The sequence below is a fragment of the Carboxylicivirga litoralis genome (genome assembly GCF_025499605.1).
Taxonomy (GTDB): Bacteria; Bacteroidota; Bacteroidia; order Bacteroidales; family Marinilabiliaceae; genus Carboxylicivirga; species Carboxylicivirga litoralis.
In genome coordinates this window covers 1-15,775 of sequence record NZ_JAFMVC010000015.1, presented here as the reverse complement: position 1 = coordinate 15,775, position 15,775 = coordinate 1, and the positions used below count along the sequence as shown (strand labels likewise).

The window sequence follows — 15,775 nt, the reverse complement described above, 5'->3', positions numbered from 1 at the left end:
TTATGAATAATTATTCATTACTAACCAATACTTAAAATGAAAAATCTATTTTGCCTCTTAATACTGGCAGCCCTTTCTGTTAATTCTTTCGCACAACTTTCTGATGACAACCGCGCTCTTTACCAAAGTAAAGTTGAGAATTACACAAAAATGAAAAAAACCGGTACTACCTTAGGCATTGCCGGTGCAGGATTAACCGTTATTGGCATTGCCCTAGTCGCATCAGCCGACTGGGAAACCGAAACAGATTCATATGGCAATTCGCAAACCACCACAAATGACGGCTCAGGAGTACTTGGCGTACTGTCGTTATGCGCGGGTATTCCGATGGCAGTAACTGGAATAGTACTTGGATCTGTTGGTAGCAAAAAAGCCGCTGAATACTCCAGGAAACTAGAGAATGTAAATGTCGGTTACTTTAAGAAGGGACAGCAAAAAGGCATAACCTTAGCTATCAAGTTTTAAATGCTATAAACGATATAAATGGAGCCAGGCTATTTTAGTCTGGCTTTTTTATTGACCTGATTTCCTCTCTGTCCTAACTTTGCAGCTCACCTCCAAAACAACTCATTATGAAACCACTACTCCTGTCACTAACTTTTATATTGTCTCTTTCCTTCGTCGGAGGCCAAGCACAAAATGAGCAACAAGAAGTTGAAAGCACCATGCTGACATTTATTCAATGCTTTCTGGATAAAGACCACACTATGATGATGACTTTCTGGAACAAAAGTGATGACATTGTTTGCATTGTAGATAACAAAACCTACAACACAGAACAATTGAGTGAATTGTACACCTACTATTTTGAAAGCATTGAATCCGTAGAAATTTTGGAACAATCATTTAAGGTGACACCTCTTGGAAAATATAAAGCTCTTTGCATATGGCAAGGCAAAGAAAAAATTAAAATGAAAGGTCATGAGCAGATCGAAAGTAGCTGGAACTCATCACTGGTAATGGAAAATAAAAAAGGCGGTTGGGTAATCATACATTGTCATACCAGCCATTATTAAAATCGGTTGATATTCTATTTCAATATAAACCTTAGCCTTAGCAGATATAAAAGAAACACCTTACCACACCCTGGTACCAAACAAGAAGTACTTCTTCCAATAGTCACTATCCAATCGGGATATAATACACCCTTTGGACGATGATACATGGATAAATTCACTATCTCCCAGATAGATGCCAACATGATTAACCAATTGTTTGCGGTTCCATTCCTGATGAAAAAACACTAAATCGCCAAACTTAAGACGCCCTATAGAAGGAATAAACTTCCCCACCCGACCTTGTTCGGTTGATGAACGAGGCATTTGAATACCATGCTTTTTAAAGCTCACATACACCAATCCCGAACAATCGAGTCCTTTATGACTGGCGCCCCCCATCTTATGCTCAACACCCAAAAAATAGCGAGCACTGGTCACCACCTCCTCGGCCTTAACACCCTGAACATCTATAACCTTTTCAACACCTGCTTTTTTATATTTCTTTATCTGCCGCTTGTATTTTTTTTGGGCTTCCGCAGTAAATCCGGCAAAGTATAAAACGAACAATAATAACAAGACTAATTTATTCATAATGACAGATGATACGTTTCACGAAAAGAGAAAAATACAGCTATTAGTTTTAATTAACAATAGCACCTTCTCCATGGCATATTATTTGGACTACCACCGTGTCATTAAAACCTTGTAAATATGTATCGACTTGTATTATCCTTCAGCTTTGCACTATTAACCTTGAATTCAATAGCACAAATCAACATTCAGAAAGACGGCACAATATCCAATTATAAAACGACCGGTCAAACCAAAGCAATTGCCGGGGCTGAATATTACGTCGCCACGCAGGAAGACACCAATGGCGCAACTTATACAATAAAAGCTATTCCAGCCAATGGTGAGCATACCAGGAATATCTCTGAAAGTGAATTTGAAAAAGTAAAATCGGCCTTTGAAAAAGAATTTGACGTAGAATTGGTTTATCACCCCATCAACGCAAAAGAAAAAAATGAAGGAACTTGGAGTGCTCAAAGAGACCACATAAACTTTCAGATTATTGTGGACAACTATGATAAAGCAGATTATTATCCATATGAGATAATGCTAAGCATTACAAACTTACACTAAGCTAATAATCAACATATTTGAACTACAAGGTTCGGTCAATGACTGAACCTTTTTTTGTTTCAAAAAACAGGCAATTGCATTTAATACCGTTGTCGTTTTTAAAAATGCGCTTAAGGTACATTTTAATAAGTAAACGGCATAATGCTACAAAAGCGTTTAATCTCAGGAAACTTGCAACTATTGTAAAGGTCAAACAAACAAAAAATTGTATTTTTGGAACTTGTCAAAATGTTGCCACTTAACGAATGGCACAATTGTATTGAAACTAATTAATTATGAAGCAATATACACGATTGAATTTGATACTCGGCTGGCTTACATTTTTTATCTCAGCCACCGTTTATACAATGACTATTGAGCCAACCGCCTCTTTTTGGGATTGTGGTGAATTTATTTCTACATCCTACAAGCTTTTGGTCGGACACCCTCCGGGAGCACCTTTTTTCATGATTATGGGACGATTCTTCTCCCTCTTTGCTCCTGATCCATCGTCTGTTGCTTTTATGATTAACATGATGTCGGCCTTAGCCAGTGCGTTAACCATCATGTTTTTATTTTGGACCATCACACACTTAGCCAAGAAAATCTTCATTAGTGAAGAAGAGCCTCCAATCTGGAGAACATGGGCCGTAATGGGTGCCGGTTTAGTAGGTGCACTAACGTATACTTTTTCTGACACATTTTGGTTTTCAGCAGTTGAAGGTGAGGTATACGCTATGTCGTCACTATTTACAGCTGTTGTTTTTTGGGCCATCCTTAAATGGGAAAACGTTGCGGGACAAGCCTACTCTAATCGTTGGCTGATACTTATTGCCTATCTAATGGGCTTATCCATTGGCGTTCACTTACTGAACCTATTAGCCATACCTGCCATTGTAATGGTTTATTATTTCAAAATGTATGAAGTAAACCGCAATAATACCATCAAGGCGCTGGCCATTTCAGCAGTTATATTGGGTGGTATTCTTTATGGTATTATCCCCGGCGTGATAAAAGTTGCCAGCTGGTTTGAACTGGCATTTGTTAATGGCTTTGGGTTACCTTTTAACTCGGGGGCTATCTTTTATATGATTCTGCTGTTGGTGGCTTTAGTTGCCGGCATCTGGATTACCTACAAAAAGAAAATGGTAATTGCTAATACCATCATTTTGGCCGTTACAGTTATCATGATCGGTTATTCATCGTTTGCGATGATTGTGATTCGTTCGTTTGCCAATCCACCAATGGATCAGAACTCACCAGAGGATGTCTTTTCATTAATGTCGTACCTGAACCGAGAACAATACGGTGACCGTCCATTATTCTTTGGTCAGAACTATAACTCACCACTTGACCGTGAAGCCATGCGTAACAAAAAAGGGGCACCGGTTCGAATCAAAAAAGATGGTGAATACAAAACTGTTGATAATCGTCCGGAATATGTTTTTGACGATCGCACAACAACCACTTTCCCTCGCATGTACAGCCGCGAACCTCGTCATATAGCAGAATACAAACGCTGGACCAACCTGAAAGGGAAGCGTGTTACGGTTGAGGACGAGACAGGCCGACCAAGTTCATTAATGGTGCCCACCATGTGGGAAAACTTTAAGTTCTTTATTAATTACCAGGTTAACCACATGTATTTCCGCTATTTTATGTGGAATTTCTCCGGTCGACAGAACGATATTCAAGGGCATGGTGAAATACATAAAGGAAATTGGATTACCGGTATTAAGTTCTTCGATGAATCACGCCTGGGTAAAGAAGAGTTATTACCCGATATTTATGCCAATAATCCGGCTCGAAACAAATATTACATGCTGCCGCTTATCCTTGGTTTAGCCGGTTTGTTCTTCCAATACAATGCAGGTAAAAATGGCAAGCAAGGTTTCTGGATTGTCATGTTATTATTCTTCTTAACCGGACTGGCTATTGTACTTTATCTCAACCAAACACCAATACAACCGCGTGAGCGTGATTATGCCTACGCCGGGTCGTTCTATGCCTTTGCCATTTGGATTGGGTTGGGAGTATTGGCCATTGTCGATGGCATTAAACGCTTTGTACCGGGTTCTGTTGCTGCTACTCTTGCAACAGCTATTTCACTGGTATTTGTACCAGGCATTATGGCCAACGAAAACTGGGATGACCATAACCGTTCGGAGCGCTACATTGCACGGGATCTAGCTCATAACTACCTGAACAGCTGCGCTGATAATGCCATTTTATTTACCAATGGTGATAACGATACTTTCCCGTTGTGGTATGCGCAAGAAGTTGAAGGTATCCGCACCGACGTGCGAGTTTGTAATTTAAGCTACTTACAAACCGACTGGTATATCGACCAGATGAAGCGTAAGGCCTATAAATCGGATCCAATGCCCTTCTCTTTGGAACATGACCAATATGTGACCGGTAGTCGTGATGTGGTCTATCTTCTTGACCGTATCAAAGGAGCCGTTGACCTGAAAGAAGCCATCAATTTTGTGGCTAGCGACAACCCAAAAACCAAACAGGTACCTGAATATGCTGGTTACCTTGAGTATTTACCTTCTAAGCAGTTTACAGTCCCTGCCGATAGCCTGAAGGTTCTTCAACGTGGCATTGTTTCTGAAGATGCGGCGCATCTATTGACGAAAAATGTGGAAATCAACCTGCAAAAAGACATGATCCTGAAGAATGAGTTAATGATTCTGGATTTAATGTCAAACAACGACTGGGAGCGCCCTATTTACTTTGCTGTAACAGTTGGAACAGACAATTATGTGAGTTTGGAAGATTATTTCCAGCTGGAAGGATTTGCCTACCAGGTAGTGCCAATCAAAACTACCAATATGGATGGTCAGTTTGGCCGTGTGGATACCGAACGCATGTACAAAAATGTGATGGAAGATTTCAGATGGGGTGGTTTCGACAATCCGAATGTTTATCTGGATGAAAACCACTTGCGCATGGCTACCAACATTAGAAATAACCTATCGCGTTTAGCATTATCGCTGATTGATGAAGGCAAAACTGACAAAGCACATGACATCCTTGATAAGAGCATGGAAGTGCTGAGTGGAGAGCGAGTGCCACATAATTATTTCAGCATCTTCCTGGCTGAGGGATATTTTAAACTCGACGACTTTGATAAAGGGGAAGAGATACTTAAAGAATTGGCAACCGATCGTTTGAAAGAAATGGATTACTTCAATTCTTTACCTGATTATAAACGCGCCACAGCGGGTCGTGATCCGGAAACAGCCATGGCTATTTATATGGAAATTGTGAAGATGGCGCAACAATATAACCGAGAGGATTTAATGCAATTCCTCGAAAAAGATTACGAGAAAAACATGCGCCGCATGGGATTCTTTGGTGAATAAACAATGAGTTGGAAGGTTCAGCCACCAGTAGCTCTCAGGGCTCTTTTCCCACACACATTGTGGCGAAAAAAAGAGGAAGGTAAAACGCTTTACCTCACCTTTGACGATGGCCCTGTTGAGAAAGAAACAAGCTGGGTGATGAACCTACTGGATGAATATAACATTAAAGCAACATTCTTTTGTGTGGGCGAAAATGCTCACAAAAATGCCCACATAATGGATGAGCTTTTAAAACGGGAACACAGTGTGGGTAACCATGCTTACAACCATCTACCAGCGTGGAAATGTTCGCGCAAAGAGTATTTTAACAACATTGAAAAAGCCAAACCGTTTATACCAGGAGCTTTATTTCGTCCACCGCATGGGCAGTTATATCCCTGGTATATTGGTGAATTAAAGCAGCAATTTAAGCACATTGTGATGTGGGATGTATTATCGATGGATTACGATAATCGTCTGACGCAAAAGGACGTGCTTAACAACGTGTTGCAATACACCAGAAATGGTTCCATATTGGTTTTTCACGATTCAAAAAAAGCATGGGACAGGATGCATTATGCCTTACCTGCCTCCATTGAAAAGTTGTTAGAAGAAGGGTATCAGTTTAAAAAATTAGAGGTGTAAATAACAATACAACAAACATGAACATTTTACTTTTAGGTTCGGGAGGGCGCGAGCATGCTTTAGCATGGAAAATGGCGCAAAGCGAAAAGTTAACACAATTATTTATTGCTCCGGGTAATGCCGGCACCAATCAGGTTGGGACCAATGTTAACCTTAATCCTAATGACTTTGAAGCCATCAAAGCCTTTGTGTTGGATAATAGCATAAATATGATTGTGGTTGGACCCGAAGAGCCATTGGTACGAGGCGTTAAAGACTTTGTTCTAAACGATCCGAAAATTGCTCATGTTCCTGTGATTGGTCCTGGCAAAGAAGGGGCAAAACTTGAAGGAAGTAAGGAATTTGCTAAAGCATTTATGATGCGCCATAATATTCCAACAGCAGGTTATTTATCAGTTACACAGACGAACCTGGAGGAAGGCTTGACCTTTTTAAAAACCCTTAAAGCACCGTATGTACTTAAAGCAGATGGTTTAGCTGCCGGTAAGGGCGTATTGATTTTAGACGATTTAGCTGAAGCTGAAGCTGAATTAAAAGAGATGTTAAGTGGTAAATTTGGTGATGCATCAAGCACTGTTGTCATTGAAGAGTTCTTAAGCGGCATCGAATTATCTGTATTTGTTTTAACCGATGGACATGGCTATGTGGTATTGCCTGAAGCCAAAGATTATAAGCGCATTGGCGAAGGCGACACAGGCTTAAATACGGGTGGCATGGGTGCTGTTTCACCAGTTCCTTTTGCCGACGAGGTGTTTATGAAGAAAGTACACGACCGCATTGTTAAACCAACGGTTGACGGTTTAGCTAAGGACAACATTCCTTACAAAGGTTTTGTGTTTATTGGTTTGATGAGCGTTGATGGCGAGCCACAAGTAATTGAGTACAATGTACGAATGGGCGACCCTGAAACCGAAGTGGTTATTCCTCGATTAAAATCAGACCTGCTTGACTTATTTGAAGCGGTTGCTGCCGGCGAATTACGTAAGAAAACCATTGAAGTGGATGAGCGTAGTGCTACAACGGTAATGTGTGTTTCTGGTGGTTATCCTGGCTCATATGAAAAAGGCAAAGAGATTACCGGTCTTGAAAACATCGCTGACGGTTTGGTTTTCCATGCCGGAACGACTGAAAAAGATGGTAAAGTAGTTACGTCCGGAGGACGAGTGATAGCATTAACCGCTTTTGGCGCCAATAAAGACGAAGCCTTAAAGCAATCTTTTACCAACGCTCAAACATTGGACTTCGAAGGCAAATACTTCCGTTCTGATATCGGGTTTGATTTATAATATTGATTCCTATAGTGGAATCCTATCTCCCGCAGATAACGCAGAACTTAGCTGTTTTATCACAGTTATTCAATAACTTTTCTGCGAACTTCAGCGTCATCTGCGGGAACCCAAAACATTTAATTGCTAATTATGCTTTTTAGAGTATTCAATAGAAATGATATTGTGGCCCTGGCCCTGATGCCTTTGTTGCTGATTGGTTTTTGGACCAATACACTTCTGTTTGATGTTTCACCAAGTTTTCCTTATGATCATAATCCCATGCCATTGTGGGATTTGGTAATTGGAGTTCTAAAAAGTAATCATTTACTGGCATCAGTCATCAGCATGCTTATTGCGCTGATAATGATGTTCAGTGTGAACCGTATTGTGAACCGTTATAATTTATTTAACGGACAAACGAACTTACCGGGTTTTGTATATATGCTATTGGTTAGCAGCTACCTGATGGCTCAGAAATTGCATCCGGTTTGGTTTTTCACACCTTTGCTGATGCTCGGTATTGAACGTTTATTTTCTGCCTCCGGACAACGCAAACCAATGACCTGGTGTTTCGAAGCTTCCTTCTGGTTATCGATCGGAAGCCTGTTTTATGCTAAGGGCATTTACTTTATTGTTCTGATTTGGATGATAATGTTTATCCTTCGGCTTATGAGCATCCGTTCGTTTATAGCATCCATTTTAGGATTACTTCTACCTTATTTGTTTTCCTTCGCCTACTATTTCTGGTTTGATCAGTCAGCGCAGTTTATTGACTTAGCGGTTGAAAACTTTGTATCAACCATTGCTTTTTTTGAGCACACATTATACTCTCAAATTTACAATGGTATGATTATCTTTTTGGTGTTTATCTCCATTTTGGCCGTTGTGCGAATTTTACCAGCTATAAAAATAATCACGCGTAAACACTATCGTATCTTTATCTGGTTGATAGTACTAAGTGTGGTAGCTGCCATTACGCCTTATTATTCACTCGAAGTAATGCCCATATGGGCCATCGGAACATCCATTGTTGTTGGGCGATTTTTATCCCTCATTCGACGCCGCTTTATACAGGAATTGTTTGTGACTCTTCTGATGCTAATAACGATTGCTGCTCAGTTTCTTATCTAATTAAAAATGAACGCATCAAAGCCCACATTAGCTATATACGGCATTCAGGATCGTATTAATAGCAACACCCCTTTTTATGTGCACGATCATGCTTTAACATTGATGGATAAAGGCCAGGTCATTAAACACCTGACATTGGAGCGCCTGAGCAGAAAAAAGCATGATAATACTTTACATGAGCAGATTTACGACTTGCTTAAAGAAGAAGGGCTTTTGAAAAAGACCGATTACGACTTAGTCTTTGTCGATAATGTGGTAGGGCGAACATTCTTATCATCCTGCGGACGATTTCGTTTTGAAGCACCACTGCACAGTGCACTATCTACAAGTCCTGAAAAAGGACGTTGCTGGTGGCTCGACCGCGAAAAAGAAGCTTATGCCATTAATCATGAGCTGGCACACATTGGGGCATGCCTGCCATTTTATGGTGCATTTAAAAACAAAAGCTTATTGGTGCATTTCGATGGAGGTGGTAGCCTGAGTAACTTCTCTGCATTTAGTTATACGAATAATGAACTAAAAGCCATTGAGCACCACTGGGATTTCAAATATCTTTCGAGCTTATTTAATGCCAATGCCTTGGTATTTGGTATTATTGGCGCCAAATTCAAAGAACAAAACAGTGTACCGGGCAAGATGATGGGTTTAGCAGCCTTTGGCACTTATCGCCATGATATTGAACAATGGCTGGTCTCAAATAACTATTTCACAGATATCTGGGGAAGTAAGAAGCGCTTTTTTGACGCGGCAAAAACTGATTTCGGAATCGATGTCCATCATCTCAACCAGGATAATGCTTTTCTACAGGATATAGTGGCGACCATGCAAGGTGTCTTTCAGCGTGAGTTGATGACTAAGCTTCAACAGCTGAAAGAGCAAGAGAATAGTGACTACTTATACTACTCTGGAGGTTCAGCACTTAATATAGTGGCCAATACACAACTTGTGAATTCAGGCCTTTTTAAAGATGTCTTTATCCCTCCTTGTACCGAGGACAGTGGTTTATCTCTGGGGGCAGCTGCCCTTTTCGAATGGTATAAGCATAAGCAAATCCAAGCCCATTCGCCCTATTTAAATAACTGGCAACTAAACGCTGTATCGTGCAGCTTTAACGAGAAAGACATTGAAGGTTGTGCGCAAGCTCTTATTGAAAACAAAGTCATTGCCATTTGTAACAACACCGGTGAGATAGGCCCACGTGCCTTAGGTAACCGTTCGATTGTTGCACTGGCCAATTCAAAAAAGCTGGCTGATAAAGTAAGCATGACCCATAAAAAACGTGAATGGTATCGCCCTGTTGCCCCAATCATGTTAAGCAAAAATGCACGTTATTTTACCAATCAGGCTTCCATTCATCATTTGGCTAAATACATGTTGCTCGATTTCTCTATTGATAAGGATAAACAGAAAGAAATTGAAGGCGTAGTGCACATTGACGGCACATCGCGCATTCAAACGGTGGAGCAACGTGACAATCCATATATTTTTGCCTTATTAACGCATTTAGATGAGAAATACGGCATTAAAGCGCTTATCAACACCTCGTTCAATGTGCGTGGCGAACCAATTGTTCATGATGAAGAAGGAGCGGTTAAATCAGCTAAAAATATGAATTTGGATGGAGTGGTTTTAAATGGAAAGCTTGAACTATTTCCAGCATAACTAATACCCCTATGGTGTATAACGCAGTAATCAATTACAAGCTACAAGAAACTTTAAAGTGCTCTACAACCACCTGTCAATAATATTTTCCAGGTCATCCATCTTCACCGGCTTACCAATATAGTCGTTCATACCGGCTTCGATACAAACTTCACGGTCGCCTTTCAACGCATTGGCAGTCATGGCTATGATTGGCAATTCAACCTTCTCCTCACGTAATTTACGTGTGGCATCCAAGCCATTCAGCACTGGCATCTGCACATCCATAAACACAAGATCAACTTTATCCTTATCCTCACCTGTCAGTATATCAACAGCCTCCTGGCCATTATTGGCAATATTGGTTTGCAGCCCCAATCGAGACAGCATTTTTTCCGCAATCTTCTGATTAATGATATTATCTTCAACCAACAGTATTTGCTTGTCTTTAATGCGCTCTTTTAATTCTGCCACCTGCGCTTCGGCACTGCTAACTTCTCCTTTACCTTCTACCAAAAGTTTTTCAATGGTACCAAACAGCTCTGTATGTTTTACCGGCTTTTGCAGCACCGTATCAACACCTTTAAAATCGGCAGGGTTTTTCCACCTGTTTTCCGATGAAAACAAGATGATTTTAATGTCTTTCTGCTTACGCTTTACCGTTCTCAGAAAATTGTCATCAGCCTTACTAAACACATGGCTATCAATAATCATCAGGTTAAACTTCGAATCTGCCTCCAGCATATTTAGGGCTGATTTCTCATCATTAACCGTATCTGATTTTATTTGCCAGTTATTAAGCGTTTTCTTTAGCAACAACAGGTTGGTTTTATGATTATCTACAATCAAGGTATTAACATGTGAAAACTGCTCCGTATTTAACTCAAGTGTCTTGTGGTTTTTATCAATCACAAATGGCAGTGTAAAATGGAAAACCGAACCCGGATTTTCTTTCGACCACATAAAGTTAGGGTTTGGACTTTCGACCCATATTTTACCCCCCATCAGTTCAACCAACATTTTAGAAATGCTGGTTCCAAGACCTGTTCCGCCAAATTTACGAGTGGTTGAACCATCGGCTTGTGTAAACGATTCAAATATCTTCTCTAACTTATTCTTTGGAATACCTATGCCCGAATCTTCAACTGAGAAGTGCAGCATCAGATTGGTTCCTTTTTGCTGCTCAATCTCGACTTTTAATACCACTTCACCTTCTGATGTAAACTTCACTGCATTACCCATCAGGTTCACCAATACCTGGATTAAGCGACTCTCGTCACCAATCAATACAGGAGGTATGGTATCTTCTACATCGCTTAGTATCTCAATGCCTTTTTCGAGCGAGCGGAATGACATCTGATCCATTAAATAGTCAACCGTTGAACGCAGGTTAAAGGCGTAAGATTCAATCTTCATCTTACCGGCTTCAATCTTAGAGAAGTCCAGGATATCATTAATAATATTCAGAAGGTTATCGCACGAACGACCAATTATCGACACCACATTCTTTTGCTCTTTGGTCATGCGTGTTTTAGCCAACAACTCCGTAGCACCAATAATACCATTCATTGGCGTTCGGATTTCGTGACTCATATTGGCCAAAAACTCCGACTTCGCTTTATTAGACTCCGCCTCCTTCTTTTGAATTTCTTTTTGAGCACTAATGTCCATAAATGCTTCCAGGAATACCTCTTTCTGATCCAATGAAATCGGAATAATATTCTTCAGAATCTCCCTTGAGACATTGTTTTCTTTAATTTCCAGTCGCTCTTCGAGAGCCGTTACATTAACCCCTGTTTGCTCATCTTTGTATTCTTCCTTTTTATTAGTAAAGAATAACTCTTCATACGAACTGTTGGTTAAATGCGATAATGCCTCTTCGCCATTGCCAAAACCCATAGTTTTAGCAGCTGTTTTATTAATCTGGATAATCTGTCGGTCTTTATCAACAATCAACACCCCAACCGGAAGATTATCGGTAATGGTAGTCAGTGCCTTATTCGATTCTTTGAGCGATTCTGTTAATAGTTTCTTCTCTGTGGTATCTTCTTTAATAGCCACATAGTTAGAAATGGTTTTATCCTTACTCAACACCGGAGAAATTAATACTTTCTCCCAGTAGATACTACCATCCTCTTTCGTGCTTGAAATTTCGCCTTGCCATACACGCCCTTCCTGTATGGTTTGCCAAAGCACATCGGCCAACTCATTCTTTTCATTTTGCAACTTAAAAAAGTTGGCATTACCGCTCTCTAAATCACTTTTCGAATAGCTGTCCAATGACTTAAATCCCTTGTTCACATACTCAACATTACCCTGTGTATCAGTAATCATAATAGAAATAGGGCTCTGCTCTACTGCCTGTATTAACTTCTTATTATTATCCTCTGCCTTTTTACGATAAAGAATAACACTTCTGATTTGCGAGAACAAAAAATAAGACAGAAAGATAACAAAGAGGGTGAAAAAGATGAGCGAAGTATATTTGAGCTTATTGTATCGACTCAATACATTTATGCCTTTATTATTGAGGCTCACCAACCGTTTATTGATTTCGTAGGCAATCGTATTTTCAGTTTCCAACATCCGGTCAAATTCCGGGTCCGCGCCTTTAATCAATTGCTCCACATTACTTTTCAAGTTTTCATTTTCACCCTTGTGTACAGTAATATTTTTTAACACCAAATCCGAAATCCGTGTTGACTTATTGTATAATTCATCAATAAGTGGTATTAGTTCACTTACCTGCGATATGCCGCCTGTAAATTCATCCTCCAGGTAATTGATTCGAACCGTAATGGAATCTTTCGAATAATCCTTAACCGGCCTAACATCTTCAATAATACCTCCCTGATCAATAACATTTAATATGTCCTTACTTTTTTGTGTTAGCTGTTCAATCTCCGTATCATTGTTTTCAAGCGCCTTTGCCAGGTTGATGGATGAGTAAGATTTAAAAGCAAGGTTTAATTTTAAGAGGTTTTGGTTCAACAGACTTTCCAGCTTGAGTAATTTTTCCTGATTTTCTATTGAACTGCGGTATTTTGAACTGTAAGAACGATCGAAGTAGTTTTCGATGGTAAGTATTGTGGCAATGGTTAATAGGAAGATGGCTAACAATAAGTATAGCTTATTTATAATCGGCTCCTTAAAATAGGATATCTTCAAATTTTTATTTCGCTTGCTCACAGAAATGAATTTTCCTAAAAATAGAATTTTACCACTAATTTAAAAAATAATGGACGGTCTTTTCGAAAATCCATAGCGTGTTAAGGCAGCTTCACTTAACTCTTCGGACGCCAGATGCAGAAAGGCTTTGGCTAAGGTAGGCTCTGAACTGCAGGACATAACGGCAGCATATATAGGAATCGCATTATTATAGGGCGACTGCGGATAGATGACTTCAATGTGGTGTGCATTACCATTTACATTAATATTACTTTTCCAATTAATAGCAACATCAGCCTCATCACCTTTCAAGCCCTTAACAAGTCCTTTAGAGTCCGATGTTAAAGACACAACACTTTCAAGCACTTCGTCGTAGGCACGTTGCTTGCGTAAAAACTGTTTGGTTTCATGCCCTAACGAACTGGTTTCCGGATTCGCGATAATAACGGCATATCTTCCTTTACGCTTCAACGGTGCCGTGTTTCCACTAAATTTCTTAGGATTACCTTTTTTCACCATATATACCAGATGATTATAACCCAGGAATAATGAATCCTCTAACTGAAAACCTGTATTCTTTTGAAAACTTTTAAAACTATGCGATGAAGAAGGTATGTAAATATCACCTTTACCTGAGTAGTTAATAATACTCATCAGGTTTTTCGAACAATCGTTCTGAATAATGACATTGCAATCATAGAGCTGCTCAAAATTATACTTTAAATCCACTACCATATTAAGCATTGTATTTTCACAGTAGATCACAAGTTCTTTTGTCGGCTCTACAATTTTCTTGAATTTTTTCGGTCGATGCTCTTTACATCCTCCGTTAAAAAGAAACAAAGAAATCGTTAGAGTGAGAATATATTTGGTTAGAGGCATAGTTTATCATTTTACGCTAAGCAAGTTAGTGATAAGCGTTATCTGAAAACAGCCATTTGTCACCAAAAACCTCCTGTTTATCAAATCAAATCAGGTAGTAATGAAGTGTTTTCGTATCCATTTGGGCACTACAAAGGCTCCAATAACCAAATAGGGGTAGTAACTAACCAGTCGCCACATAAAGGCCATCGCCATTCCTGTTCCTAACGGAACCATATTAGCCAGAAACTCTTTGAATACCCACTCGGCAAAGCCACTTCCCCCGGGAGTAGGGCTTACCAGCATCATAATCCACATAACCAATTGCTTGCCAAAAATCAAGATATGATCGTTCCAGCCCAATAGCTCAAAACCAAAAAAAGCAAGTATCAAGGTGTTCACTATCCAATATCGGGCAGTCCAGCTCAGCGCTGTTGCCGCAAATGCTTTTAACCAATTAACAAATGGCCATCTTTTAAACTCATCGGATGTTGATATCAAATCAGTACCCGACTCATTGGCTTGTGGACGCCAACGCCGGATAATAGGCAATTTAAATACCCAGAGCAAAAGCCACTTTAAGCCACGAGGATTGATGAACAAACCATAACTGATGACGATGGTATACGCTAGTTTCAGGAAATAACCTGTAAGAGCAAACATAAAAAACTGATTCTTATACCATGGCAGGCCTTCCATCATACTGTCGCCAAAAGCAAAAATGTCAGTACGCCCAATAAATAAAAGGATAAGTGGAAACGTTAGAATAAAATACAATTCATCGAGAAATGAAGTGACCATAACCACGGCTGTACTTCGCCCCAGCTTTACGCCCTCTTTATTGATAAAAAAAATAGCTACACTAGTGCCTCCAATGGCTGATGGCGTAATTGCCGAAGTAAACTCCCATAGCATTATAGTATTAAAAGCCGTTCGCCAGGTGAGTATATTATTGGTTAATAATCTTATGCGAATGATATAACCAAAATCGCGAATGGCCATCATCAGAAATGAGATAAAAAACCAAAACAACGATTTCAGGGTAAAAGAAAAGTAATCGAGAACCGATGGATCAAATTCTTTATATAGAAAATACCCCGTCACAACTAATCCAATAATAATTGGAAAAGTGATACGCCCAGGCTGAATGCTTTTCAATATTTTACCTGAATTATCGGCCATAGTTAACAAATTTATGGTAAACCATTCATCCAATGAAATACCAGACTACTTAAAATTCGAATTCCTTTGGTTTTTATACTTTTTTAATGTTTTTGAAACCATGGGTAAACATATCGCTCGGCACAATGTTCTGTAAAAAAGAAATGATTATGAAAGAAATACCATCTCCATGCATTAGTGTATGTCAATACGACAGCAAAGGTGTTTGCTTTGGATGCCGAAGAACGGTTGATGAAGCCGGCAATTGGTCGAAATACACGAATGAAGAAAAAGAAGCCATTGTTAAAGAACTATCGTTGAGAAGAAATGTGGAAGGAGAAGAGCCGACTGTCTTTTTAAGATAAAAGCTTGTAAATTGGGCTTTTAACCAACACTAAAAGCTCCATGTCTGAACTTGTAAAACAGCTAA

Annotated in this window: 13 protein-coding genes; 9 read left to right on the top strand and 4 right to left on the bottom strand. The window is 39.6% G+C overall.

All coding sequences use genetic code 11. The features are described from left to right. Nucleotides 1-36 precede the first annotated feature (36 nt). The gene (locus tag J1N10_RS13945) at nt 37-465 is read left to right on the top strand and encodes a hypothetical protein (RefSeq protein WP_262327336.1); all 429 of its coding nucleotides are present in this window, start codon (nt 37-39) and stop codon (nt 463-465) included. Between the two features lie 107 nt (nt 466-572). Continuing rightward, a complete protein-coding gene (locus J1N10_RS13940; protein ID WP_262327335.1) occupies nt 573-1,016 on the top strand; it encodes a nuclear transport factor 2 family protein in 444 nt (147 codons plus the stop codon). A gap of 60 nt (nt 1,017-1,076) precedes the next feature. Here J1N10_RS13940 and J1N10_RS13935 read toward each other — a convergent pair whose 3' ends face one another. Further along, the gene (locus J1N10_RS13935; RefSeq protein WP_262327334.1) at nt 1,077-1,589 is read right to left on the bottom strand and encodes a C40 family peptidase; all 513 of its coding nucleotides are present in this window, start codon (nt 1,587-1,589) and stop codon (nt 1,077-1,079) included. A gap of 120 nt (nt 1,590-1,709) precedes the next feature. Here J1N10_RS13935 and J1N10_RS13930 point away from each other — a divergent pair, with 120 nt between their 5' ends. The 6 genes from J1N10_RS13930 to J1N10_RS13905 all read left to right on the top strand — a co-directional run bounded on the left by J1N10_RS13930 (nt 1,710) and on the right by J1N10_RS13905 (nt 10,176). After that, on the top strand, nt 1,710-2,141 hold the full coding sequence (locus tag J1N10_RS13930; protein ID WP_262327333.1) for a hypothetical protein: 432 nt from the start codon (nt 1,710-1,712) through the stop codon (nt 2,139-2,141). A 275-nt stretch (nt 2,142-2,416) separates the two neighbouring features. Next, on the top strand, nt 2,417-5,491 hold the full coding sequence (locus J1N10_RS13925) for a glycosyltransferase family 117 protein (RefSeq protein ID WP_262327332.1): 3,075 nt from the start codon (nt 2,417-2,419) through the stop codon (nt 5,489-5,491). A gap of 3 nt (nt 5,492-5,494) precedes the next feature. Next, entirely contained in the window at nt 5,495-6,115 is a 621-nt protein-coding gene (locus J1N10_RS13920; RefSeq protein WP_262327331.1) for a polysaccharide deacetylase family protein, read from the top strand. A 17-nt stretch (nt 6,116-6,132) separates the two neighbouring features. Then, on the top strand, nt 6,133-7,401 hold the full coding sequence (gene purD / locus J1N10_RS13915) for a phosphoribosylamine--glycine ligase (protein ID WP_262327330.1): 1,269 nt from the start codon (nt 6,133-6,135) through the stop codon (nt 7,399-7,401). Between the two features lie 132 nt (nt 7,402-7,533). Beyond that, complete coding sequence (locus J1N10_RS13910) at nt 7,534-8,514, top strand: hypothetical protein (protein WP_262327329.1); 981 nt, start codon at nt 7,534-7,536, stop codon at nt 8,512-8,514. 6 nt (nt 8,515-8,520) lie between these two features. Beyond that, on the top strand, nt 8,521-10,176 hold the full coding sequence (locus J1N10_RS13905; protein WP_262327328.1) for a carbamoyltransferase C-terminal domain-containing protein: 1,656 nt from the start codon (nt 8,521-8,523) through the stop codon (nt 10,174-10,176). Nucleotides 10,177-10,239: 63 nt separating this feature from the next. On the opposite strand, the gene J1N10_RS13900 is transcribed toward J1N10_RS13905, so the two are convergent. From J1N10_RS13900 to J1N10_RS13890, 3 genes are all read right to left on the bottom strand, one after another. Beyond that, complete coding sequence (locus J1N10_RS13900) at nt 10,240-13,323, bottom strand: PAS domain-containing hybrid sensor histidine kinase/response regulator (RefSeq protein ID WP_262327327.1); 3,084 nt, start codon at nt 13,321-13,323, stop codon at nt 10,240-10,242. A gap of 60 nt (nt 13,324-13,383) precedes the next feature. Next, entirely contained in the window at nt 13,384-14,205 is an 822-nt protein-coding gene (locus J1N10_RS13895) for a substrate-binding domain-containing protein (protein ID WP_262327326.1), read from the bottom strand. A 90-nt stretch (nt 14,206-14,295) separates the two neighbouring features. Then, nucleotides 14,296-15,366: a lysylphosphatidylglycerol synthase transmembrane domain-containing protein gene (locus J1N10_RS13890; RefSeq protein ID WP_262327325.1), complete on the bottom strand. Its 1,071-nt coding sequence runs from the start codon at nt 15,364-15,366 to the stop codon at nt 14,296-14,298. 149 nt (nt 15,367-15,515) lie between these two features. On the opposite strand from J1N10_RS13890, the gene J1N10_RS13885 reads away from it, so the two are divergent. Then, nucleotides 15,516-15,710 (top strand): DUF1289 domain-containing protein, encoded by a 195-nt coding sequence (locus J1N10_RS13885; RefSeq protein ID WP_262327324.1) that lies wholly within the window; start codon nt 15,516-15,518, stop codon nt 15,708-15,710. The last annotated feature ends 65 nt before the right edge of the window (nt 15,711-15,775 follow it).